17 protein-coding genes are annotated in these 23457 nt (G+C 72.6%); 12 read left to right on the top strand and 5 right to left on the bottom strand.

What is annotated here, in order from left to right; genetic code table 11:
* Positions 1 to 2: 2 nt before the first annotated feature.
* Both OG462_RS18800 and OG462_RS18795 read right to left on the bottom strand, forming a co-directional pair.
* Complete coding sequence (locus OG462_RS18800) at positions 3 to 494, bottom strand: SUKH-3 domain-containing protein (protein ID WP_406059002.1); 492 nt, start codon at positions 492 to 494, stop codon at positions 3 to 5.
* A 10-nt stretch (positions 495 to 504) separates the two neighbouring features.
* Positions 505 to 1020, bottom strand: a complete 516-nt coding sequence (locus OG462_RS18795; RefSeq protein WP_406059000.1) for a YwqJ-related putative deaminase — start codon at positions 1018 to 1020, stop codon at positions 505 to 507.
* Positions 1021 to 1288: 268 nt separating this feature from the next.
* Here OG462_RS18795 and OG462_RS18790 point away from each other — a divergent pair, with 268 nt between their 5' ends.
* The 6 genes from OG462_RS18790 to OG462_RS18765 all read left to right on the top strand — a co-directional run bounded on the left by OG462_RS18790 (position 1289) and on the right by OG462_RS18765 (position 9787).
* Entirely contained in the window at positions 1289 to 2287 is a 999-nt protein-coding gene (locus tag OG462_RS18790) for an SMI1/KNR4 family protein (RefSeq protein WP_406058998.1), read from the top strand.
* Between the two features lie 7 nt (positions 2288 to 2294).
* On the top strand, positions 2295 to 4874 hold the full coding sequence (locus OG462_RS18785; protein WP_406058996.1) for an SUKH-4 family immunity protein: 2580 nt from the start codon (positions 2295 to 2297) through the stop codon (positions 4872 to 4874).
* A gap of 159 nt (positions 4875 to 5033) precedes the next feature.
* Positions 5034 to 6122: a cellulose-binding protein gene (locus tag OG462_RS18780; protein ID WP_406058995.1), complete on the top strand. Its 1089-nt coding sequence runs from the start codon at positions 5034 to 5036 to the stop codon at positions 6120 to 6122.
* Between the two features lie 70 nt (positions 6123 to 6192).
* On the top strand, positions 6193 to 6576 hold the full coding sequence (locus tag OG462_RS18775) for a VOC family protein (RefSeq protein ID WP_406058993.1): 384 nt from the start codon (positions 6193 to 6195) through the stop codon (positions 6574 to 6576).
* Between the two features lie 72 nt (positions 6577 to 6648).
* Positions 6649 to 8913: an FG-GAP repeat domain-containing protein gene (locus OG462_RS18770; protein WP_406058991.1), complete on the top strand. Its 2265-nt coding sequence runs from the start codon at positions 6649 to 6651 to the stop codon at positions 8911 to 8913.
* Between the two features lie 286 nt (positions 8914 to 9199).
* On the top strand, positions 9200 to 9787 hold the full coding sequence (locus OG462_RS18765) for a GNAT family N-acetyltransferase (RefSeq protein ID WP_406058989.1): 588 nt from the start codon (positions 9200 to 9202) through the stop codon (positions 9785 to 9787).
* A 39-nt stretch (positions 9788 to 9826) separates the two neighbouring features.
* Here the strand turns inward: OG462_RS18765 and OG462_RS18760 are convergent, their stop codons facing one another.
* Positions 9827 to 11299 (bottom strand): MFS transporter, encoded by a 1473-nt coding sequence (locus tag OG462_RS18760; RefSeq protein WP_406066607.1) that lies wholly within the window; start codon positions 11297 to 11299, stop codon positions 9827 to 9829.
* Between the two features lie 285 nt (positions 11300 to 11584).
* On the opposite strand from OG462_RS18760, the gene OG462_RS18755 reads away from it, so the two are divergent.
* From OG462_RS18755 to mfd, 3 genes are all read left to right on the top strand, one after another.
* Positions 11585 to 12373: an ABC transporter ATP-binding protein gene (locus OG462_RS18755; RefSeq protein ID WP_406058987.1), complete on the top strand. Its 789-nt coding sequence runs from the start codon at positions 11585 to 11587 to the stop codon at positions 12371 to 12373.
* Positions 12370 to 14943 carry an ABC transporter permease gene (locus OG462_RS18750; protein WP_406058985.1) on the top strand — a complete coding sequence of 858 codons (2574 nt, stop codon included), beginning with the start codon at positions 12370 to 12372 and terminating at the stop codon, positions 14941 to 14943. Before OG462_RS18755 ends, OG462_RS18750 begins: the two co-directional genes overlap by 4 nt.
* Before the next feature lie 292 nt (positions 14944 to 15235).
* Positions 15236 to 18775: a transcription-repair coupling factor gene (gene mfd / locus OG462_RS18745; protein WP_406058983.1), complete on the top strand. Its 3540-nt coding sequence runs from the start codon at positions 15236 to 15238 to the stop codon at positions 18773 to 18775.
* A 65-nt stretch (positions 18776 to 18840) separates the two neighbouring features.
* Here the strand turns inward: mfd and OG462_RS18740 are convergent, their stop codons facing one another.
* Positions 18841 to 20112, bottom strand: a complete 1272-nt coding sequence (locus tag OG462_RS18740) for an SGNH/GDSL hydrolase family protein (protein ID WP_406058981.1) — start codon at positions 20110 to 20112, stop codon at positions 18841 to 18843.
* Positions 20113 to 20141: 29 nt separating this feature from the next.
* Positions 20142 to 20822 carry a TetR/AcrR family transcriptional regulator gene (locus OG462_RS18735; RefSeq protein ID WP_406058979.1) on the bottom strand — a complete coding sequence of 227 codons (681 nt, stop codon included), beginning with the start codon at positions 20820 to 20822 and terminating at the stop codon, positions 20142 to 20144.
* A 132-nt stretch (positions 20823 to 20954) separates the two neighbouring features.
* On the opposite strand from OG462_RS18735, the gene OG462_RS18730 reads away from it, so the two are divergent.
* The 3 genes from OG462_RS18730 (at position 20955) to OG462_RS18720 (ending at position 23437) form a co-directional block, all read left to right on the top strand.
* Positions 20955 to 21827: an SCO6745 family protein gene (locus tag OG462_RS18730; protein WP_406066606.1), complete on the top strand. Its 873-nt coding sequence runs from the start codon at positions 20955 to 20957 to the stop codon at positions 21825 to 21827.
* 112 nt (positions 21828 to 21939) lie between these two features.
* Positions 21940 to 22626 (top strand): HNH endonuclease family protein, encoded by a 687-nt coding sequence (locus OG462_RS18725; RefSeq protein ID WP_406058977.1) that lies wholly within the window; start codon positions 21940 to 21942, stop codon positions 22624 to 22626.
* Positions 22627 to 22690: 64 nt separating this feature from the next.
* Positions 22691 to 23437 carry an N-acetyltransferase gene (locus OG462_RS18720; RefSeq protein WP_406058975.1) on the top strand — a complete coding sequence of 249 codons (747 nt, stop codon included), beginning with the start codon at positions 22691 to 22693 and terminating at the stop codon, positions 23435 to 23437.
* Positions 23438 to 23457 lie beyond the last annotated feature (20 nt).

The following is a 23457-nucleotide window of genomic DNA, read 5'->3' as shown; positions in this document are numbered from 1 at the left end:
GGTCACCCCGCCGTCAGGCGGGGCGGCTGCGCGCCCGTGATCAGCGTCGAGAGCGCCGCGTCGATGTCCTTGCCGAGGTACCAGTCGCCCGCGTGGTCGAGGCTGTAGACCCGTCCCTCCATGTCCATGGCGAGGATCGCCTGGTGGTCGCCCTCCTCGCCGAGCGGCGCGAGCTCCGTGTCCAGGGCGCGTCCGAGGTCCGCGAGGGTGCGGGAGAGATGGAGTCCGGCGAGCGGGTCGAAGCGTACGGCCGCCGGTGCTATCTGGCGTCCGTGGCCGGGCGCGGTGATCCGCAGGCCCCCGAATTCGGCCCAGGCCTCGACGGCGGCGGGGAACACGCTGTGCCGGTGTCCGGCGGGGGAGAGATGGGCGCGCAGCGTGTCGGCCCATTCTTCGGCGAGCTTGATGTCCCAGCGGCCGGGCTGCCAGCCGGCCTCGCGGAGGGCGGCATCGACGTTGACCGGGAACCGGGTGGTGCTGAGGTGGTCGGACATGAGGGCGCGGTCAGCCGTTCTCGACAGGCGTGGTGGGGTCGACGGTGCGGACACCGAAGTGGGCGAGCATCGCAGTACAGGAGCGGCAGGGTGCGGCGTAGCCGCCGTGCAGCGGGTCGCCGTCCTCGCGGATGTGCCGCGCGGTGAGCTTGGCGTGCTTGAGGGAGCGGCGGGCCTCGCCGTGGGTGAGCGGCTTGCGCTGGGCGCGTTTGGAACGTGCGTTCTCGGTGGCGGTGAGGTGCCGGGAGAGCAGGATCGCCTCGGGACATCGTCCGGTGAAGCGTTCGCGCTGGCTGCTGGTGAGGGTGTCCAGGAAGTCCTGGACGAGGGCGTGCAGGGTGGGCGGCCGGTCGCCGCGGCCGGCGGTGCACGTGAGGGTCGTCTCGCCGCGTACGGAGAGGGCGGCCCCGACGGTGGGGAGGATGCCGTCGCGGCGCTGAACCAGTAACGGCGCGCGCGTGGCGTCGGCGCTGCTGCTCCAGTTGAGGCGTGGGTCACCCTGTGTGGGTGTCGGTGCTGCGTGCATGGTGCTCGTCTTCCCCTCCTGCAATCCCCCGAGTTGCGGGGACAGCCTGCCAAATAGGGAGCCATATGGGGAAGCTGGGGCGCCCAAACGTGGCTTCGGTGTGTCGGAATCATGGTGCACCTGTCATGGCGTCGTGACAGTTGGTCACCGTCGGATCGGGCCGGTTCGGCCTCTTGTGGCAGCGCATAGGCTGTGCGGCATCAGTCAGGATGCAGCCAGCGGCTGCGGGTAGTAGCAGTCAGCGACGCCAGTGCAGGGGGCAACCGCCATGACGACAGGTCGGCTCGGGCAGGACACCGCGCCACCGAACGCGGCCTATGCCGGGCAGGTCGTGCACTTCCCGGACCCGGTCCGCGCCTCCCGTCACCCGCGAGGGGTACGGGTGGACGAGTTCGGTCACCCGGACTTCTCGCCGTACGCGCGCGCGGCGGCGGAGATCGCCGACCCGCCGGAGGGTTTCGGGGTCGACGAGCTGCGGCTCACGGACTACGTGTCGGCGAACGCGGCGATGGCGGCGACCGGTCATGAGCTGTGGGACACGATTCCGGCGGTGGCGACGCCGCACGGCTGGACCTGGCACCACGTGGCGCGCAGTCGCCGGATGGAGCTGGTCCCGGTCGAGGTGAAGGCCTTGCTGCGCCATCACGGCGGGGTGGCGACGGCCGCCGTGGACCATGCGAAGCGGGGCACGCGCCCGTTGCAGGAGACCCGGCCGGCGCACTTCGGGCTGCCGAAGGGTCTGGTGTCGGTGTCGGAGCAGCAGCTCCAGGGCGTCGAGGAGGATCTCGGCTACCGGCTTCCGGGGGCGTACCGCTCGTTCCTGAGGGCGGCGGGCGGCTGTGCCCCGGTGGGTGCGGCGCTCGACGCGGAGCTGGGTCTCCTGGTCGACCAGCCGTTCTTCACGGTGCGGGAGGAGGCGGGCGTCAATGACCTCGTCTACGTCAACAAGTGCCTCCGTGACCATCTGACCAAGGACTATCTGGGCGTCGCGTTCGTCCAGGGTGGTCTGATCGCGCTGAAGGTGCGGGGTGAGGGGGTCGGTTCGGTGTGGTTCTGCGCGTACGACGACGCCCGGGACTCCGGCGAGGTGGCGGCGGGCTGGACGGTGGCCGATCGGGTGCAGCGGCTGCTGCTGCCCTGTGGTGCGGACTTCGACGCGTTTCTGCAGCGTCTTGCGGGCAATCCGCCGGAGCTGGAGACGGTGGCGAACCTGATGGTGGACGGTGGCTTCGCGCGTGCGGTGCCCGTGGTCCCGGTGGGGGAGTGAGTGGGCTGTGGTGACGTTCGCGCAGGCGCAGGAGCGCGCCGAGGAATGGATCAACGGCGAACTGCCGTCGTACCAGCACCGTGAGGTGCGGGTGCGGGAGTTCGAACTGGGCTTCGTGGTGTGGGCGGAGGACCGCGAGGGAGGTCCGACGTCGGACGGCGGGCGTCAGCGGCTCGTGATCGCCAGGGACAGCGGTGAGGCGACGCTGTGGCCGGGGCTGCCGGTGGGTGAGGTGATCCGCCGGTACGAGGAGGAGTACGGGGCCGCGGAAGACGTTCCGGCGCAGGCTGCCGTGCCCGCGGCCCGGATCGATCTGAACCAGACGTCGTTCCTGCTGAGTCCGCCGGAGTGGCTGCAGGACGCGGCGGACCGGATCGGGCTGCCGAAGCAGCCGAACGCGTCGCAGGAGAGCGGGAGTTCGTCGTCGTCGGTGGACGACGCGTCCGAGCCGGTGGCGGCGGGGGCGACCGGGCCTTCGGCTTCGGTGGCTTCGTCGTCCTCTTCGTCGGAGGGTGCGGGGGTGGCCGCGGTGGCGGGTGCCGTCGCGTACGAGCCGACCGCGATGGACGGGGTTCCGGCGGAGACGCCGGCGGTTGCCGTGGCGCCGGCGCCGGTTGCTTCGGTCGCGGCTCAGGCTCCGCCCGCGCCGGCGCCTGCGCCCCTCCCGACGCCTGCTCCTGCCCCTGTCGCTGCGCCCGCTCCTGTAGCTGCGCCTGGCCCCGCTTCGACTCCGTCGCCCGCGCCCAGTCCGTGGGTCGATGCCAACGCGAGTTCCGGTGGTGTGGACGGGGCGGTGCCGTTGCCCGCGACCGTGTTCGCGCCGGCGCTGTCGGGGGCGGACGACGAGGACACCCCGCCGCCGCAGGTGGGTGCCGACGCGCCGACCGCTCTGATGAAGGGCGGCAGCGCGCTGCCGCCGACCGCCGTGGCCCGCCGGCTCGACCCGGCCGCGCCGCCGCCGGGTGGCGTTCCGGCGCGCCCGTCCGCGCCGTCGGCACCCGTGCCGCCGCAGGCGGGTCCCGGTGTGCCGCCTCCTCCCGCGCCCGCGCCGTCGGCGCCGGGTGCGGGGGACATCGCGGACGCGGCGACGAGCAAGGCCGCGCTGCCGCCGAAGAGCGGGCGCGGTCCGGCGACGCCGCCTCCGCCGCCGGGAGCCCCCGGTGTTCCGGGCGTCCCGGCCGCTCCGGGCGTTCCCGGCGGGTCGTCGGGTGCGGGGGCGTACATCCCCACGCAGCTGGTGTCGCAGCTCGGACCCGAGGGTCTTCAGCCGCCCGCGCAGCCGGGTCCTCCCGGTCCGCCGCCCGCTCCGGCCCCGCCGACGCCGCCGCAGCCCGTGCACCACGCGGCGACGATGCTGGCGCACCCGAACCAGGGTGGTCCGGGCGCGCCGCCGCCGCCCCCGCCGCCGCCGGGTGTGCCCGGTACGCCCGCGGGCGGCATCGAGCACGCCGCGACGATGCTGGCCCACCCGGGTCCGGCCGGTCCGACGGCGCCGCAGCCCCCGGGGCCGCCGGCTCCGCCGCCGCCCCTGCACGGCGGGCACACGCCGCCGCCCGCGCCGGGTCCCGTACCCGGTCAGGTACCCCCCGCGTACGGGTATCCGCAGCCGGCGGGTCAGCCGACGGTCGGTCCCGGCTACCAGGCGGTGCTGCGCTATCGCGCGCCCGACGGTTCCGAGACGCAGATCATCCGGCGTTCGGCGCCGGGCACCCCGCATCCGGAGTGGCAGATCCTGCACGAGCTGCGCGCGATGAACGTGCCGCCGCAGCAGGTGCTCGAACTGCACACGGAGCTGGAGTCCTGTGAGCTGCCGGGTGGTTACTGTGCGCGGATGATCCGTGAGACCTGGCCGCAGGCGCGGATCACCAGCATCGCCCCGTACGGTCGTGATCACGCGGGCCGTCAGCAGGGCATGCGGCAACTCCTCACCCATCAGGGTGAGTTGCACCAGGTCGCGGACGGTCCCGCGCGGCCCGCCCCGGTGCGGGCGCCGCTGCCGCAGGTGCAGCCGGCGCCGCCGGTTCCGCCGGAGGCGATCGCGCAGGAGCTGGCCGGGGCGTTCGGTCCGGGCGTCCTGCGCTTCGACCAGCGCGCGGTGTCGCGGCAGGGCGTTCCGGAGCTGGTGGCGCGCACGCTGGTGTGGGCGGGTCTTCCGGCGGACTTCGGGCCGTTCTTCTGGGCGCAGCCCGCGGTGCCGGTGGTGCCGACGCTGGCCGAACTGGCCGCGCAGCGGCAGGTCCAGCCGGCGCCGGACGCGAGTTCGTACCTGGTGCTCGGTTCGGACTTCGGCCGGGCGATCTGTGTCCAGTACGGGACCGCGCACATCGTGGCGGTGCCGGTGGAGGCCGGTCCGGGCGGGCAGTCGGTGCCGCCGCAGTTCGTGAACAGCGGACTGCCGGAGTTCACGCGCGCGTTGGCGCTGCTCGGGCGGATGTGGCGGCTGCGGTTCGGGCTGAACCCGGAGCAGGCGGGCCGCTGGACGGTCGATTTCCAGGCCCAGTTGGTGATGCTGGACCCGGCGGCGCTGTCGTCGCCGGAGAACTGGTGGTCGGTGCTCCTGGAGCAGATGTGGGACGGCCTGCTGTAAGGGGAGTGGCCGGGGTTTCCCGCTGACACCGCTGGACAGACTGTGCTGGACAGAATGTGATGAAAGGCGCTCGACGTGTATGCACGTTGGGCGCCTTTTGTCCGTTCTGATGCAGCATCCTGGACGTTCGGGTCGGGTCAGAGGGAAGGGGCGCCAGGGATGAGTTTCGCTGTCGGACGGGGGCGCGGATACCGGCCCGAACAGGTCGACCGCCACCTCGCCGCGCTCTCCGGCGACCGCGACGGAGCCTGGGAGCGGGCCGCGCGGCTCACCGTCCTCGCGAAGGAGATGGAGGCCGAGGCCGTCCGGCTGCGCGCGGCCGTCGAGGCGCTCGCGCCGCAGCGGTACGAAGCCCTCGGCGACCGGGCGCGGAAGATCCTGGAGCTGGCCGAGCTGGAGGACGAGACGCTCGTACGGGCCGCCGAGGCCGAGTCGCAGTCCCTCGCGGAGGCCGCAGAAGCGGCGGGCCGGGAGGCGGCGGCGGCCGCGCGGGCGTACGCGGACGGCGTCCGGGCGGCGGCCGACGCGGCGGCGGCCGCGACCTTGGCGGCGGCGCGGGCGCGGGCCGAGGAACTGACGACGGACGCGGGGCGCGAGGCGGAGCAGCGGCTGACCGGGGCGCGGGAGGTCTTCGAGGAGACCGAGCGGCGCGCGGCGGATCTCCTTGCGGAACAGCGCGCGGAGCAGACGGCCGTACGGGAGGAGGCGGAGCGTACGGCGGAGGGCCAGGCGGCGGAACTCGACGCCCGGCACGAGGAGCTGCTCGCCCGGGCGGAGGGCCGGCTCGCGGAGGCGCAGCGGTCGCTGGCGCAGACCGAGGAGCAGGCCCGGCACGGCCAGGAGGACGCGGAGGCGAGGGCGGGGGAGCTGCTCGCGGAGGCCCGGATGAAGGCGGAACGGGTCGAGCGCGAGACGGAACGGGTGCTGCGGGAGCACGAGGAGGCCCGGGACGAGATCCACGGCCACATGGACCACATCCGCAACTCGCTGGCGGCGCTGACGGGGCGGGCGGCGACGCCGGAGCGGGAGCGGGGAGCGGAGCCGGAGACGGGAGCGGAGTCGGGATCGGGACCGGAGCCGGATCCGGAGCGGGGAGCGGAGCCGGAGGCGGGACCGGAGTCGGAGACGGGACCGGAGTCGGACTCGGGAGCGGAGCCGGAGGCGGGACCGGAGTCGGAGACGGGACCGGAGTCGGACTCGGGAGCGGAGTCGGACTCGGGACCGGGGTCGGAGACGGGCGACCGGTAACAGGGCCGCCTGGGACCGCCACACGGAATCGGATCGCACGCCATCGGGTGGGCTGGCTAGGTTCCCTTCCATGCTGATGACACTGACGGCCGTCACGCTCGACTGCGCCGACCCCCTGGCCCTGGCCGACTTCTACCACCGGGCCACCGGCCTGCCGCTCCACGAGCGGTCGGACGCCGAGTTCGCGGGCCTCGCCCGGGGCCCCGGGGCGTCCGGCCTCTTCCTGGGCTTCCAGCGCGTCGACGGCTACCGCCCTCCGTCCTGGCCCGCCCAGGACGTCCCGCAGCAGCTGCACCTCGACTTCGACGTCGACGACCTGGACGCTGCGACGGACCGGCTCGTCGCCCTGGGCGCGACCCTCCCCTCCGTCCAGCCGCACCCCGAACGGTGGCGGGTCGTCCTGGACCCGGCGGGGCACCCCTTCTGCCTCACGACCCCGAGGCCGGCCCCCTGACGATCCCCCGGGCCGCCGGGAGGCGCGGCGAGCGGGAACGTTAGCCTCCTCTCCTCTAGGGGAGGGAAGTACTTGAAGCACGTACGCATACCCGGCCGCCGTCTCGCGGCCGCCGCCGTCACCGTCGTCCTCGCCGCCACGGGCGGCACGCTCACCGCGCTCCCGGCCACGGCCGCGACCGCGCCGGCCGCCACGCAGGAGGACCCGCAGCAGACCACTGCGCGGTTCCCGCTCAACGCGGACGTCGTCGGCGCGGGGCCGAGCGGTTTCCTGTCGAAGACCCGCGGCAACGCGCCCGAGTTCCGCTGGACCCGATACGCCGACGGCTCGTCGACCGTGCTGCCCGGGGCCTACGCCGTGGGCGGCGGCTCGGACCTCGTCGTCACCGGCGACAAGCCCATCGCCTACACCAGCAGACGGCTGACGGTCCACGACCTGTCGACGCCCGCCACGGCCGCCGCGGCGCCGGTGGAGGTCGATCTCGACGCCCTCGGTGGCTACCACCTCACGGGAATGGCCGGCAGCACCCTCCTCCTCACGCGGGAGGAGGGCGATCACTGGAAGCAGTACGCCGGCACGATCGACGCCGGCACGCTGAAGGTCCGCTGGGTGCTCGGTGGGCCCGGGCTCGACTGCTACGGGGGCGAGGAGGGCTGGACCGACACCGGATCAGCGCTCTACGACTGCTGGATCGGCGAGCCGAGTACGCACTCCAAGGTCGCCGTCGACCTCGGGTCGGGCAACTCGCCCATGTACCTGCAGGACCAGAACGAGTACGCGCAGCAGGGCGCGGTCTCCGCCACCCACGTGGCCTGGCGCGAGATGCGGCTGTCGGGGGACGGGATCGTCGCCCACCGTCGCGGCTCCTCCGTCGAACGCTGGTTCCCGACGGACGACATCGCCGACCCGCTGCACCTGGTCGGCGGCTGGATGGCGACCGGCCAGAAGGCCCACATCGACGCGTCCACCTACGCCGACGGCGCGGCGAACCCGACGAAGCGGCCGTTCACCGTCCAGTCGATCGAGACCGGCGAGAAGGCCGTCCTCCTCACCGCGTTCTCCTCCGCCGTCGCCGGACCCGGCGGCATCCTCCTGGTGCGCGGCGGCACCCCCGAGCAGGGCGAGGGCCTCTACCGGATCTCGCCGCGCGCCGACGGCGGCGAGCCGGACATCGAACTGGTCGCGTCCACGGGGCAGTCGACCCTGGTCACCCTCACGGACTCCGCCACCCCGACCACGCTCACCGGCGACCAGGTCGCGCGCGGGGTCGACTTCAGCTGGGACCTGTCCCGGGCGGACAGCAGGGTGTGGCTGACCCTGACCCACGTCCGCAGCCGGAAGACGGTGTACGAAGGGTGGCCCGTCCCGAACGGCGTCGCCGCCGGGACACCGCGCCGGATCACCTGGCACTGGGACGGCAAGGACCTGGAGGGCAAGGACTGGGGGAGTCCCGCTGCCAACGGCGCGTACGAGTGGAAGCTCACCGCCCGCCCGGACGAGGGCATCGGCCCCGACCTGGTCTCCACCGGTCGGTTCACCGTGACCCGGCCCGCCGCTCCGCACGACTACAACGACGACGGTACGGCGGACCTCCTCGTCCGGGACACCGCCGGTGTGCTGTGGCGCTTCGGTACCCGGCCCACCGCGCCGGGCGGATCCCTGACGGACACGGGCGCCTCGCGCGTCGGCGGCGGCTGGGGGAGCTACGACCGGCTCGTCTCCGTCGGGAACGTTGCGGGGGGTTCCGAGCCCGACAGCGTCGCCCGCGACCGCTCCGGCGCGCTCTGGCTGTACCGGGGCACCGGCGACCGGAACGCGCCGCTCACCGCCCGGACGCTGATCGGCGGCGGCTGGCAGACGTACGACCAGCTGGCGGGCGGCAGTGACCTGACCGGTGATGGCCGTGCGGACCTGGTCGCCACCGACAAGGCGGGCGACCTGTACCTCTACAAGGGCACGGGATCGGCCACCGCCCCCTTCGCCACCCGCAAGAAGATCGGCTTCGGCTGGGGCGTCTACAACCAGCTCACCGCCACCGGCAACCTCGCTGGGGGCCCCGCCGGAGACCTCGTCGCCCGCGACAAGGCCGGCGTCCTCTGGCTCTACCTCGGCAAGGGCGACGGCACGTTCGCCGCCCGTACGAAGGTGGGCGCCGGGTGGGGCGGCTTCAGCGGCCTCACCGCCGTCGGTGACGCCAACGGCGACGGACGCGCCGACCTGGTCGCCTCGAACGGCGACGAGGTCTTCTACGCGGGGACGGGCGACTGGCGGGCCCCCTTCAAGCCGGGCGCCCGTGTGAGCCTGACTCAGGATTCGCCCTACAACACCGCCTTCTAGCCCCTGCCCCTCAGGTGAGGGCGCACTCCGCCCCCACCGTCTTGCCCGGCGCCCCCGAGCCTCGGGCACCAGCCCCAGCGGTCGGCGAGCGCGTCGACGAGCAGCAACCCCCGGCCCCCGTCCGAGAGTTCCGGACGGGGGCCGGTGAGCTGTCCGGGTCGGGGCGGTACGCGCTCGGCGCGGGTGTCGCCCACCTCGATCCGGGCTACCGGGCCGTGGCGCCTCCGTGACCCGCAGGAGACAGGCAGGGCTCTTTCCGGCTGCGGCGGTGTGGCACGATGCCGCGATGATCTCTTCCTCGCCCATACCGCCCGTCGTTCCCGCCGGCCGTCTGGCCGACATGGAGCAGCCCGTACTCGGACTGTCCAGCGGGTGGGAGCTGCGTCCCTGGCGGCTCGACGATGCCGACGCCCTGCTCGCCGCCGGTCGGGATCAGGCGATCCGCCACTGGAACCGTCTGCTGGTGGACTCCCCGGAGGCAGCGCATCGGAGGATCGAGGCCATGTGCCGGCGGTGGCAGGACGAGCTCAGCGCGATCTGGGCCATCGCCCGGCCGGGCGGCGCGGCGGCGGGTCTGATCGGCTGGGGCGACATCGATCTCGCGGGGGGCGGTGCCGAGATCTTCTACTGGCTGCTGCCCGAGGCACGGGGCGGGGGCGTCGCCGTCGAGGCGACGGAGCGTGTCAGTCGGTGGGCTTTCGACGATCTCGGCCTGCATCGCCTTCGGTTGTGCCACTCGGTGGCCAACGTGGCCTCCTGCCGTGTGGCGGAGAAGGCGGGTTACTCCATCGAAGGGACCATGCGCAGTGCGCTGTTGCACGCCGACGGATGGCACGACGAGCATCTGCACGCCCTGGTCCAGGGCGACATCTGATTCCGCGGCGGGCTCGCGGGTCCGCCGCGATTCACCGCACTAGGCGTGTGCCTCTTCGCCCCGGTCGCCCCCCGCCGCCTCCTTCAGGACCGGGAAGCGGCGCGGCGCGAGGGTGAGCAGGACCAGGAGTGCGAGGGCCGCCGCTCCCGCCGCGCCCACGAAGACGTAGTCCACCGCCGTGTCGACCGCCCGGCGCAGGTGGTCCATGGCCTCGGCCGTCAGGGAGTCGGGGGCGTCTAGGGCGCGGGCCAGGGTGTCGAGGTCGCCGCCGCCGAGGCGGGCGGCGAGGACGCCGTTCGCCACGGCGCCGAAGAGCGCCGCGCCCACGCTCTGGCCGACCTGGCGGCAGAAGAGGACCGACGCGGTGGTCGTGCCCCGTTCCTCGTACGGGACGGTCGACTGGACGCCGACGATCAGCGGCAGTTGGAAGAGGCCGAGTGCTCCGCCGAGCAGCAGCATGAGGAGTGCGGGCTGCCAGGGTTCCCCGGGGAACGGCAGGAACGGGAACGCGAGCAGCAGGAGCAGCGCGAGGGAGATGCCGATGACGGCGGTGAGGCGGAAGCCGATCCGGCCGTAGACCCGGTTGGAGAGCGCGGCGGTGATGGGCCAGCTCAGGGTCATCACCGAGAGCACGAATCCGGCGGCTATCGGCCCGAGGCCCAGTACGGACTGGGCGTACGTCGGCAGGAAGACGGTCGGCGCGACCATGAGCAGGCCCAGCGCGCCGAGGGCGAGGTTGACGGCGGATATCGTGCGGCGGCGCCAGACCCAGCCGGGGATGATCGGTTCGGCCGCGCGCCGTTCGACGACCACCGTGACGGCGCCGAGGGCGGCCGCTCCGGCCAGGAGGCCGAGGGACGGGGCGGACAGCCAGGGCCAGGCGACGCCGCCCTGGACGAGCGCGGTGAGGAGCAGGGCTCCGGTGGCGAAGATCGCGAGGGCTCCGGCCCAGTCGATCCGTACGCGCGTCCCGGGGTCCCGGGGGGCCGCCCGCTCCGGTTCCTTCAGGTGCCTGACGATCAGCCACAACGCCACAAGCCCCACCGGCAGGTTGATCAGGAAGATCCAGCGCCAGTCGGCGTAGCCCGCGAGGAGGCCGCCGGCCGCCGGGCCCGCGACCGAGGACGCGGCCCATACGGAGGAGAGCTTCGCCTGGATCTTGGGGCGTTCCTTCAGCGGGTACAGGTCGGCGGCGATGGTCTGGATCGTGCCCTGGAGCGCGCCGCCGCCGAGGCCCTGGACGACGCGGAAGGCGATGAGGGAGGTCATGTTCCACGCGGCGGCGCAGAGCAGGGAGCCGATGAGGAAGAGGACGACTCCGGCGATGAGGACCGGCTTGCGGCCGAAGGTGTCGCTGAGCTTTCCGTACACGGGCAGGGTGACGGTGACGGCGAGCAGATAGCCGGAGAACAGCCAGGAGAAGACGGCGAGTCCGCCGAGGTCGCCGACGATCTGGGGGACGGCGGTGGACACGATGGTGCCGTCGATGGCGGCGAGTCCCATGCCGAGCATGAGGGCGGCCACTACGGGTCCGCGGCGGGCGGCTGGGGTGGTCGGACCTGCCGTCGCGACCCCTTTCACGTACGGCTCCGTCACCGCGGCATTCCTTTCTTCGTACACCTAAATGTTCGGAGTCAGGGTCCCACCCCGACCACGGGTGGAGGAACCCCTAGGGGCATCTCCCCCATACGGGCCAGGGGCCGTTCGTCCCGGCGGAGGAGGAGAAGGGCCGTTCCGGCTTCTTAACTTGAACTTACAAACCCAGCTCGACCCACCCACTGCTCCAAGGAGAAAACCGTGACCACGGCTGTGACCATCCCCAGGCACGGGGGTACTGGAGGGCGTACGGCCGTCGCCGCGCGGGCGCGTCAGGTCGTCAAGGCGTACGGCTCCGGGGAGACCCGGGTCGTCGCGCTGGACTCCGTCGACGTCGACATCGCCCGCGGACAGTTCACCGCGATCATGGGACCGTCGGGTTCCGGCAAGTCGACCCTGATGCACTGCCTCGCCGGGCTCGACACCGTCACCAGCGGCGAGATCTACCTCGACGAGACCGAGATCACCCGCCTCAAGGACAAGAAGCTCACCCAGCTGCGCCGGGACCGGATCGGCTTCATCTTCCAGGCGTTCAACCTGCTGCCGACCCTGAGCGCGATCGAGAACATCACGCTGCCGATGGACATCGCCGGCCGCAAGCCGGACGCCGAGTGGCTGCGGCGGGTCGTCGACACCGTCGGTCTCTCCGAGCGGCTCAAGCACCGCCCGAACGAGCTGTCCGGCGGTCAGCAGCAGCGCGTGGCCGTGGCCCGCGCGCTCGCCGCCCGGCCCGAGATCATCTTCGGGGACGAGCCGACCGGAAACCTGGACTCGCGGGCGGGCGCCGAGGTCCTCGGCTTCCTCCGCACCTCGGTCGACGAGCTGGGGCAGACGATCGTCATGGTCACGCACGACCCGGTCGCCGCCTCCTACGCGGACCGGGTCCTCTACCTCGCCGACGGGCGGATCGTGGACGAGATGCTCCGGCCGACCGCCGACGCCGTCCTCGACCGCATGAAGGACTTCGACGCGCGCGGGCGGACGTCATGAGTGTCCTGAAGACCTCGCTGCGCAACTTCTTCGCGCACAAGGGCCGCATGGCGCTCTCCGCCATCGCCGTCCTGCTCTCCGTCGCCTTCGTCAGCGGCACCCTCGTGTTCACCGACACCATGAACACGACGTTCGACAAGCTCTTCGCGTCGACCGCCTCCGACGTCAGCGTCAGCCCCAAGGGCGCGGCGTCCGATGACGAGACCCCGCAGTCCGGCCGCCCCGAGTCCCTCCCCGCCTCGCTCGTCGAGCAGGTCAGGAAGGCGGAGGGCGTCCAGGCCGCGCAGGGCGCGATCGCCTCCACCAGCGTCACCGTCGTCGACGCGAGGAACAAGAACGTCGGGCCCACCAGCGGCGCCCCGACCATCGCCCTCAACTGGAGCCCCAACGAGCTCCGTTCGGTGGAGCTCGTCTCCGGCCACGAGCCGCGCGGCCCCACCGACGTGGTCGTCGACGGCGCCACCGCCGAGAAGCACGGCCTGAAGATCGGCGACGAGCTGCGGACCATCGCCGTCGACGGCGACTTCACCGCGAAGATCTCCGGCATCGTCGACTTCAAGGTCACCAACCCCGGCGCCACCCTCGTCTACTTCGACACCGCCACCGCGCAGCGCGAACTCCTCGGCAAGGAAGGCCTGTTCACGCAGGTCCAGGCCGACGCGAAGCCCGGTGTCAGCGACGACGCGCTCAAGCGGAACATCGCCGCCTCGATCGGCGACGGCTACAAGCTGCACACCGCCGCCGAGGTCGCCGACGCGGGCCGCGAGGACGTCGCCGGCTTCCTCGACGTCATGAAGTACGCGATGCTCGGCTTCGCCGGAATCGCCTTCCTCGTCGGCATCTTCCTCATCGTCAACACCTTCTCGATGCTGGTCGCCCAGCGCACCCGCGAGATCGGCCTCATGCGGGCCATCGGCTCCAGCCGCAAGCAGGTGAACCGTTCCGTCCTCGTCGAGGCGCTGCTCCTCGGTTTCTTCGGCTCGGTCGCCGGTGTCGGCGCGGGCATCGGGCTCGCCGTCGGCCTCATGAAGCTCATGTCCTCGGTGGGCATGGAGCTCTCGACCCGCGACCTCACGGTGGCGTGGACGACCCCGGCCGTCGGTCTCGCCCTCGGCATCGTCGTCACCGTCCTCGCCGCCTACATCCCGGCCCGTCGCGCCGGGAAGGTCTCCCCGATGGCGGCCCTCCGTGACGCGGGCACGCCCGCCGACGGCAGGGCCGGCCGGGTGCGCGGCGGCATCGGTCTCGCCCTCACCGCCGCGGGAGCGGCCGCGCTCGTGGCGGCGTCCCGCGCCGAGGAGGCCGGTCCCGGCTCCCTCTGGCTCGGCCTCGGCGTCCTCCTCTCCCTCCTCGGCTTCGTCGTCGTCGGCCCGCTCCTCGCGGGTGCGGTCGTCCGCGCCCTGGGCGTCGTCGTCCTGCGGATCTTCGGCCCGGTCGGCCGGATGGCCGAGCGGAACGCGCTCCGCAACCCGCGTCGCACCGGCGCCACCGCAGCGGCCCTGATGATCGGCCTCGCGCTCGTCGCCGCCCTGTCGGTCGTCGGCTCCTCGATGGTCGCCTCGGCCACCGACGAGCTGGACCGGTCCGTCGGCGCCGACTTCATCGTGCAGTCCGGCACCGGGCAGCCGATCGTGCCGCAGGCCGCTGCCGCACTGGAGAAGGCCCCCGGCATCGACCACGTCACCGAGTACAAGTGGGTCGACGCCACCGTCACCGACCCGCGCGGGAAGACCACGAAGGCCGACCTGGCCGCCACCGAACCGTCGTACGTCAAGGACCTGCGCCGCGAGACCACCTCCGGCACCCTCACCGACGCGTACGGCAAGGGCGCCATGTCGGTCGGCAGCGACTACGCCACCGAGCACGCGGTGAAGGTCGGCGACGTCCTGACCCTCGCCTTCAAGGGCGGCGAGAAGGCGAAGCTGAAGGTCGCGGCGATCACCGCCGACACCGGCCAGGTCGACAAGGGGGCGATGTACATCAACATCAGCACCCTCGCCGAGTACGTCCCCGCCGAGCGGATGCCGCAGAGCCTGCTCATCCTCGCCAGCGCGAAGGACGGCCAGGAGACCCAGGCGTACCAGGCCCTCAAGGACGCGCTCGCGCCGTACCCGCAGTACAAGGTGAGCAACCAGGCCGACTACAAGGAACAGCTGCAGGACCAGGTCGGACAGCTGCTCAACATCGTGTACGGGCTCCTCGCCCTGGCGATCGTCGTCGCGGTCCTGGGTGTCGTGAACACCCTGGCCCTGTCGGTCGTCGAGCGGACCCGGGAGATCGGCCTCATGCGGGCCGTCGGCCTCTCCCGCCGTCAGCTGCGCCGCATGATCCGCCTGGAGTCGGTGGTGATCGCCCTGTTCGGCGCGCTGCTCGGCCTCGGCCTGGGCATGGGCTGGGGAACGGCCGCTCAGAAGCTGCTGGCCCTGGAGGGTCTCGGTGTCCTGGAGATCCCCTGGTCGACGATCCTGACGGTCTTCGTCGGCTCGGCCTTCGTGGGCCTGTTCGCGGCCCTGGTCCCGGCGTTCCGCGCGGGCCGGATGAACGTCCTGAACGCGATCGCGAGCGAGTAGCGCGCCCACCCGTTGTGGGCGTCGCCCCGCTGGGGCGGCGCCCACCCCGCGTGTTGTGGGCATTCGTTCCGCAGGGGACCCCCATGCGGGACGACTGCCCACACGGGGGTGGGTGAGAGCTGCGGTCATCCGCCCACACGGGGGTGGGGCGGATGGCCGCACGCGGGGGCGGCCGGGTCGTGCTTCAGGAGCGGGTGTCCGTGGCGCGTCGTACGCTGGACACCCCGGCCCGTGCGACGTGTCGGGCTGTTCGCGTTGCCCGCCCCCGTCACCCCTCGGGATGGAAAGCTTCATGAGCCTGCACGGCCTGCTCGATGTAGTCGTCAAGGACACCGCCCTCGCCGAGGCGGTGAAGGCCGCTGCCGACGGGAACCGCCCGCACGTGGACCTGGTCGGGCCCGCGGCCGCGCGGCCCTTCGCCGTCGCCGCGCTCGCCCGGGACTCGGGGCGGCCGGTGCTCGCGGTGACCGCGACCGGGCGGGAGGCCGAGGACCTGGCCGCCGCGCTGCGGTCACTGCTCGACCCGGACACGGTCGTCGAGTACCCCTCCTGGGAGACCCTGCCGCACGAGCGGCTCTCGCCCCGCTCCGACACCGTCGGCCGCCGTCTGGCCGTACTGCGCCGTCTCGCGCACCCCCGGGACGACGACCCGGCGGCCGGTCCCGTGAGCGTGGTCGTGGCCCCCATCCGCTCCGTGCTCCAGCCGCAGGTCAAGGGCCTCGGCGACCTGGAGCCGGTGGCGCTGCGGTCCGGGCAGACGGCGGATCTGAACGAGATCGTGGAGGGCCTGGCGGCCGCCGCGTACTCCCGCGTGGAGCTGGTCGAGAAGCGCGGCGAGTTCGCCGTGCGCGGCGGCATCCTGGACGTCTTCCCGCCGACCGAGGAGCACCCGCTCCGGATCGAGTTCTGGGGCGACGACGTCGAGGAGATCCGTTACTTCAAGGTCGCCGACCAGCGGTCCCTGGAGGTCGCCGAGCACGGGCTGTGGGCGCCGCCCTGCCGTGAGCTGCTGCTCACCGAGGACGTGCGCGAGCGGGCGGCGGCGCTCGCCGAGGCCCACCCGGAGCTGGGCGAACTCCTGAACAAGATCGCGGAGGGGATCGCGGTCGAGGGCATGGAGTCCCTCGCGCCGGTCCTCGTCGACGACATGGAGCTGCTGCTCGACGTCCTGCCGAAGGGCGCGATGGCCGTGGTCTGCGACCCGGAGCGGGTGCGGACGCGGGCCTCGGACCTGGTGGCGACCTCCCAGGAGTTCCTCCAGGCGTCCTGGGCGGCCACGGCCGGTGGCGGCGAGGCCCCGATCGACGTCGGCGCGGCCTCGCTGTGGGGGATCGCGGACGTCCGGGACCGGGCGCGCGAGCTGGGCATGGCCTGGTGGTCGGTGTCGCCGTTCGCGGCCGACGCGACGGCCGACGGCTCCGACGGGGACACCCTGACGCTCGGGATGCACGCCCCCGAGTCGTACCGGGGCGACACCGCACGTGCGCTCGCCGACACCAAGGGCTGGCTGGCCGACGGCTGGCGCACGGTCTACGTCACGGAGGCCCACGGCCCGGCGACCCGTACGGTCGAGGTCCTCGGCGGCGAGGGCATCGCGGCCCGTCTCGACGCGGACCTGGCGGAGATCTCGCCGTCGGTCGTGCACGTGTCGACCGGCTCCATCGACTTCGGCTTCGTCGACGCGGCCCTCAAGCTCGCCGTCCTCACCGAGACCGACCTGTCCGGCCAGAAGGCGGCCGGCAAGGACGGCCAGCGGATGCCGGCCAAGCGCCGCAAGACCATCGACCCGCTGACCCTGGAGGTCGGCGACTACATCGTGCACGAGCAGCACGGTGTCGGCCGGTACGTGGAGATGGTCCAGCGGACCGTGCAGGGCGCGACCCGCGAGTACCTCCTCGTCGAGTACGCCCCCGCCAAGCGCGGCCAGCCCGGCGACCGGCTGTACATCCCGACCGACCAGCTGGAGCAGGTCACCAAGTACGTGGGTGGCGAGGCGCCGACCCTGCACCGGCTCGGCGGCGCGGACTGGACGAAGACGAAGGCGCGCGCGAAGAAGGCCGTCAAGGAGATCGCGGCCGACCTCATCAAGCTGTACTCGGCGCGCATGGCGGCCCCCGGCCACGCCTTCGGCTCCGACACCCCGTGGCAGCGCGAGCTGGAGGACGCCTTCCCGTACGCGGAGACGCCCGACCAGCTGTCCACGATCGCCGAGGTGAAGGAGGACATGGAGAAGACCGTCCCCATGGACCGCCTGATCTGCGGCGACGTCGGCTACGGCAAGACGGAGATCGCGGTACGGGCGGCGTTCAAGGCGGTCCAGGACGGCAAGCAGGTCGCGGTCCTCGTGCCGACGACGCTGCTCGTGCAGCAGCACTTCGGCACGTTCAGCGAGCGCTACTCCCAGTTCCCGGTGAAGGTACGGGCGTTGTCCCGCTTCCAGACCGACACGGAGGCGAAGGCGACCCTGGAGGGCATGCGGGAGGGCTCGGTCGACGTCGTCATCGGCACCCACCGCCTCTTCGCGTCCGAGACCAAGTTCAAGGACCTGGGACTGGTCGTCGTCGACGAGGAGCAGCGCTTCGGCGTCGAGCACAAGGAGCAGCTGAAGAAGCTCCGCGCCAACGTCGACGTCCTCACCATGTCGGCCACCCCCATCCCCCGTACGCTCGAAATGGCGGTCACCGGCATCCGCGAGATGTCGACGATCACCACCCCGCCGGAGGAGCGGCACCCGGTCCTCACCTTCGTCGGCCCGTACGAGGAGAAGCAGATCGGCGCCGCGATCCGGCGTGAACTCCTGCGCGAGGGCCAGGTCTTCTACATCCACAACCGGGTCGACTCGATCGACCGGGCGGCGGCGCGGCTGCGCGAGATCGTCCCCGAAGCGCGGATCGCGACCGCCCACGGCCAGATGTCCGAGACGGCCCTGGAGCAGGTCGTCGTCGACTTCTGGGAGAAGAAGTTCGACGTCCTCGTCTCCACGACGATCGTCGAATCGGGCATCGACATCTCCAACGCCAACACCCTGATCGTCGAGCGCGGCGACAACTTCGGTCTCTCGCAGCTCCACCAGCTGCGCGGCCGCGTCGGCCGTGGCCGGGAGCGTGGCTACGCGTACTTCCTGTACCCGCCGGAGAAGCCGCTCACCGAGACCGCGCACGAGCGGCTCGCGACGATCGCCCAGCACACCGAGATGGGCGCGGGCATGTACGTGGCGATGAAGGACCTGGAGATCCGTGGCGCGGGCAACCTGCTCGGCGGCGAGCAGTCCGGCCACATCGCGGGCGTCGGCTTCGACCTGTACGTACGGATGGTCGGCGAGGCGGTCGCGGACTACCGGGCGCAGATGGAGGGGGGCGTCGAGGAGGAGGCTCCCCTGGAGGTCAAGATCGAGCTCCCGGTCGACGCCCACATGCCGCACGACTACGCACCGGGCGAGCGGCTCCGGCTCCAGGCCTACCGCTCGATCGCCTCGGCGAACTCGGAGGAGGACATCAGGGCCGTGCGCGAGGAACTCACGGACCGCTACGGCAAGTTGCCCGAACCCGTCGAGAACCTCCTCCTGGTGGCGGGCCTCCGCATGCTGGCCCGCGCGTGCGGCGTCGGCGAGATCGTCCTCCAGGGTGCGAACATCCGCTTCGCCCCGGTGGAGCTTCGCGAGTCGCAGGAACTGCGCCTGAAGCGGTTGTACCCGCGCACGGTGATCAAGCCGGCGGTCCACCAGATCCTGGTCCCGCGCCCGACGTCGGGCAAGATCGGCGGAAAGCCGGTGGTCGGTCGCGAACTGCTCGCGTGGACCGGGGAGTTCCTGACGACGATCCTCGGGTCGTAGGCGTAGGCGTAGGCGTAGGCGTAGGGGAGGTGGGGGTGCGCCGTGGGCGCACCCCCGACCGGGGACTACAGCTCGTCCAGGTCCAGCGCCTCGGCCATCGCGCGGTAGCCCGCGTCGTTCGGGTGGAGGCCGTCGCCCGAGTCGTACGCGGGGAGGATGCGGTCCGGGTCCGTCGGGTCCGCGACCGCGTGGTCGAGGTCGACGATCGCGTCGTACGCGCCCGAGGTGCGCACCCAGTCGTTGAAGGCGTCCCGCTTCGCCTCGTTGGCCGGGGTGTCGTAGAAGGAGCCCTTGACCGGGGTCAGGGTCGCGCCGATGACCTTCAGGCCCTTCGCGTGGGCCTGGCGGATCAGTGTGCGGTGGCCCTTGATCAGTTCGGTCACGGAGACGTCGGGGGTGGGCTCGGCGGGGAAGCTCACCGTGCTGCCGCCGATGTCGTTGATGCCTTCGAGGAGGACGACCGTACGGACGCCCCGCTCGTTCAGGACGTCCTCGCGGAAGCGGGTCAGCGCCTTCTCGCCCGCCCATGTCGTGTCGTTGACGACCTGGTTGCCGGCGATCCCCTGGTTCAGGACGGCGCGCGGGTGACCGGCCGCGGCCAGGCGTTCGGCGAGTTCGTCCGGGTAGCGGTTGTCCGCGTCCGTCGCGGAGCCCACGCCGTCGGTGATCGAGTCGCCGAAGGCGACGATGCCGTCGCGGCGCCCGCTGTCACGGCCGCCCGTGACCTCGACGCCGGAGAGGAAGTACCAGGATGTGCCGGTCTCCTTGAAGGCCGTGCCGTTCACGTCCGCGCGGTGGTCGCCGTCGGCCCGGTAGCTGGTGGCACCGGCGAACTGGTGGAAGGTGGCGGGGCCGGTCTCGCCCGCCAGATAGAGGGTGACGGTCAGCGATTCGAGGGCCTTGACCGGGAACGGCGTGCCGTCGCTGAGGAGGGTGCCGCCGACCGGGATCGTGGTGGACGAACGCCCGTCGAAGCGCAGGGTGCGGACCGAACCCGGCTGCACCGCGCCGCCCTTGGCCGTACGGGCGACGGTCGCGCCGGTGATGCGCAGCGGGGTGGTGCCGTAACGGTTGCTCAGCTCGATCCGGGCCCGCGTACCGGAGGCGGTGACGCGGACGACCTGCCGGACGGTGTGGTTGTCGAAGCCCTGCCCCGACCAGTTGGGTCCGAGGGGTGCGCTCGGCGCCTGCGGGGACGCGGCCCAGGCGCCGCGCCAGGACGCTCCGGATCCCGTTGTCGCGTGGTCGGGGGTGGCGGTGGCGGCCGGCCCTAAGGCGAGGGTGGCCGTGGTGAGCAGGGCCAGCGCGGTACGACGGAGGGTGTTCGTGGTTCTCATGTCATCCGTCAATTGCTGACCGACGCGGGCTATTCCCGCGCCTTCGTATCGATGGGCATCTCGATGGGCGTCTCGACGGGCTTCACGGGCGTCTCGACGGGCGGCTCGGCGGGCGGGAGTTGCGTGGTGAAGAGCAGGCCGGTGAGCGAGCGGAAGTACTCCTCCGGGTCCCGGTCGCCCACCGCGCCCGCCACGTTGTGGGTGAGGAGCAGCGTCGCGAAACCGTGGGCGAGCGACCAGGCCGCGATGCCTGCCGTACGGGCGTCGGGGACGTCCGTCAGGTCGGCTACGCCCGCGCGGAGTTCGGCGGAGGCGCGTTCCTTGGCGGCGAGCAGGTCCGGGTCGTCGGCGCGCAGCAGCTCCGGCTGGAACATGACCTGGAAGTGGGCCGGGTGCTCGACGGCGAACCGCACGTACCGCACCCCGCGTTCGCGCAGCTCGGGCGCGGAGGAGAGGGCCTCGGCGAGGAGCCCGTACCCCTCGGTGGCGAGCGCGGTGAGGAGCCCGGTGCGGTCCTTGAAGTGGTGGGCGGGCGCGGCGTGCGAGACGCCCGCGCGGCGCGCGAGGTCACGCAGGCTGAGCGCCCCGGGGCCCTCGGCGGCGATGACGTCGAGGGCGGCGTCGAGGACGGCCTGCCGCAGGTCGCCGTGGTGGTAGGAGCTCCGGCTCGTGCCCTGACCCGTGCTCGTGCCCCGACTCGTGCTCGTCATGGCAGCAGCTTAGCCGTCATCTAGTCATTGACAAGTTCGAGGGGGCGGCTCACTATCTAGTCAGTGACAAGATAGCGAGCGGGCGAAGAGAACGAAGAGGAGAACGCTGTGGAATCCGGACGCGTACGTCAGATGTGGCACCTGCTCGAACCCCTGCACGCCCTGCTCTACTACGCCCCCGAGGCCTTCGAGGAGGCCGCCGCCCTCGGCTACGACACCGCCGAGCGCTGGCCCTCCTACTTCGCCTGGCGCGCCGCGCCCCTCGGCACGGCCGGCCCGGACCGGGTGGCCGACACCTTCTACAGCTTCAGCCCCGCGATGGTCGCCCGGTACGTCCCCGCCGGCTGGGCGACCGCCGCCCCGGCCGAGGTCCTCGCCGCCCGGCTCCGCGCCGTCGACCGCACGTACCGGACGGTCCTGGGGGAGGAGACGGTCGGGAGCGCCGAACTCGCCGAGGCCGCCGCACTCGCCCGCCGCGCCGCCGAGGCGACCCCGGACTCCGGGGCGACCGTGGACTCCGATGTGCGCCGCCCCAGCCGCCCCCTCGCCGCCGCCAACGCCGAGCTGCCCTGGCCCGAGGCCCCGCACCTCGTCCTCTGGCAGGCCGCGACGGTCCTGCGCGAGCACCGGGGCGACGGGCACCTCGCCGCCCTGGCCGAGGCCGGGCTCGACCCCGTCGAGGCGCTCGTCTCCTTCGCGGCGATCGGCGCCGCGCCCGAGCCCGTCTTCGAGAGCCGCGGCTGGAGCGGTGCGGAGTGGGCCGCGGCGCGGGAGCGCCTGGCCGCCCGGGGATTCCTCCACCCGGACGGGGCTCCCGCCGAGGCCGGCCGTGCCCTGCGCGCCGAGGTCGAGCGGCGTACGGACGAGCTGGCCGCCGCCCCCTGGGTCGCTCTCGGCCCGGACGACACCGCCCGGCTCGCCGAGCTGCTCGGCGGCCCCTGGCTGGCCGCGATCGGCTCCGGCCTGCTGCCCTCCGAGAACACCCTCGGCATCGGCAAGGTGTGACACGGCAAAGGCCGTAGGGGTGTCGTGCCGATCGGTTCCCAGGGCCTTCGGTCCGTCGGATTCGGGACCAAGGGGGCGAAGGCCCCCGTACCGTCCGGCCTAGGATTCCAGGGTGCTGACGTATCGAAGGACCCTGGCCGCCTCGGCGCTTGCCGTCGCCGCGCTCATAACCACCGCCTGCTCACCCGGAGCTGACAGCCCGGAATCCGGCGGTGGCGCGGCCGGCAAGCCCGCCGCGCGCGGGACGGCGCTCGCCGCCGTGGACACGCTCACCGTGAAGGGCCGCGCCCCGAAGACCGGTTACGAGCGGGAGAAGTTCGGCCGCGCCTGGGTGGACGTCGACGGAAACGGCTGCGGCACCCGCGACGACATCCTCAAGCGCGATCTGGCCGGCGTCCGGTTCACGGACGGCCGCTGCAAGGTCGCCTCCGGCACGCTCACCGACGACCCGTACACCGGTACCACCGTCCCCTACGTCCGGGGCCGCAGCAAGGTCGACATCGACCATGTCGTGGCGCTCTCCGACGCCTGGCAGAAGGGTGCGCAGAAGTGGGACGGGGAGACCCGGCGCCGCTTCGCCAACGACCCGCTCAACCTGCTCGCCGTCGATTCCTCCACCAACCGCCGCAAGTCCGACGGCGACGCGGCGACCTGGCTGCCGCCGAACAAGGCGTACCGCTGCACGTATGTGGCACGGCAGATCGCGGTGAAGAAGAAGTACGGGGTGTGGGTGACGGGCGGTGAGCGGGACGCGATGAAGCGGGTCCTCGCCGGCTGCCCGCAGCAAAAGCTTCCGTAGCGCGTACCGGGGCCCGGAGAAAAAACGTTTGGCCCATCCGGAAAACGATCTTTACGCTGCCTGCATGGACCTGAACATCTCGACCCTTGCCGAGCGCCCCGAACTGGAAGGGCCGATGTGGGGCATGCGCGACCTCTGGCCCGAGTTCATGATGTACGACCCGGTGGGCTGGGCGAACATCGGGCGGATCGTGCGTGAGCTGCCGGAGTACGTCCTCGTGGCCACCGACGCCGAGGGCAAGGTCGTCGCCCGTGGCTTCAGCGTGCCCTTCCGCCTCGACGTGGACGGGCGCCGCGAGCTGCCCCCGCGCGGCTGGGACGAGGTGCTGCTCTGGGCGTTCTCCGACCTGAAGCACGGCCGGGAGGCCGACACCGTCAGCGCCATCGAGATCACGGTCGACACGAGCGCCCTGGGCCAGGGCCTCTCGCACCGGATGCTCGCCGCGATGCGGGACAACGCCGGGCGGCGCGGCTTCTCCGAGCTGGTCGCCCCGGTCCGCCCGAACGGCAAGCACCTGGAGGCCGAGGCCTCCATCCACGAGTACGCCTTCCGTACGCGTGAGGCCGACGGCCTGCCGCACGACGCGTGGCTGCGCGTCCACGTCCGCGCGGGCGGGGTCATCGAGGCGGTGGCCCCGGCCTCGATGACCGTCTCCGGATCGGTCGAGCAGTGGCGCAAGTGGACCGGCCTCCCGTTCGACACGGACGGCCCGGTCGAGGTCGAGGGCGCACTCGTCCCCGTCCACTGCGAAGCCTCGCGCGGCTACGCGGTCTACGTCGAGCCCAATGTGTGGGTCCGGCACGCCATCTGACGCTCGATCCACGTACGCAC

The organism is Streptomyces sp. NBC_01077 (genome assembly GCF_045162855.1).
In the GTDB taxonomy this organism is placed as follows: domain Bacteria; phylum Actinomycetota; class Actinomycetes; order Streptomycetales; family Streptomycetaceae; genus Streptomyces.
The sequence above is the reverse complement of the archived record's forward strand: the minus strand, read 5'-3'. Positions and strand labels throughout refer to the sequence as shown.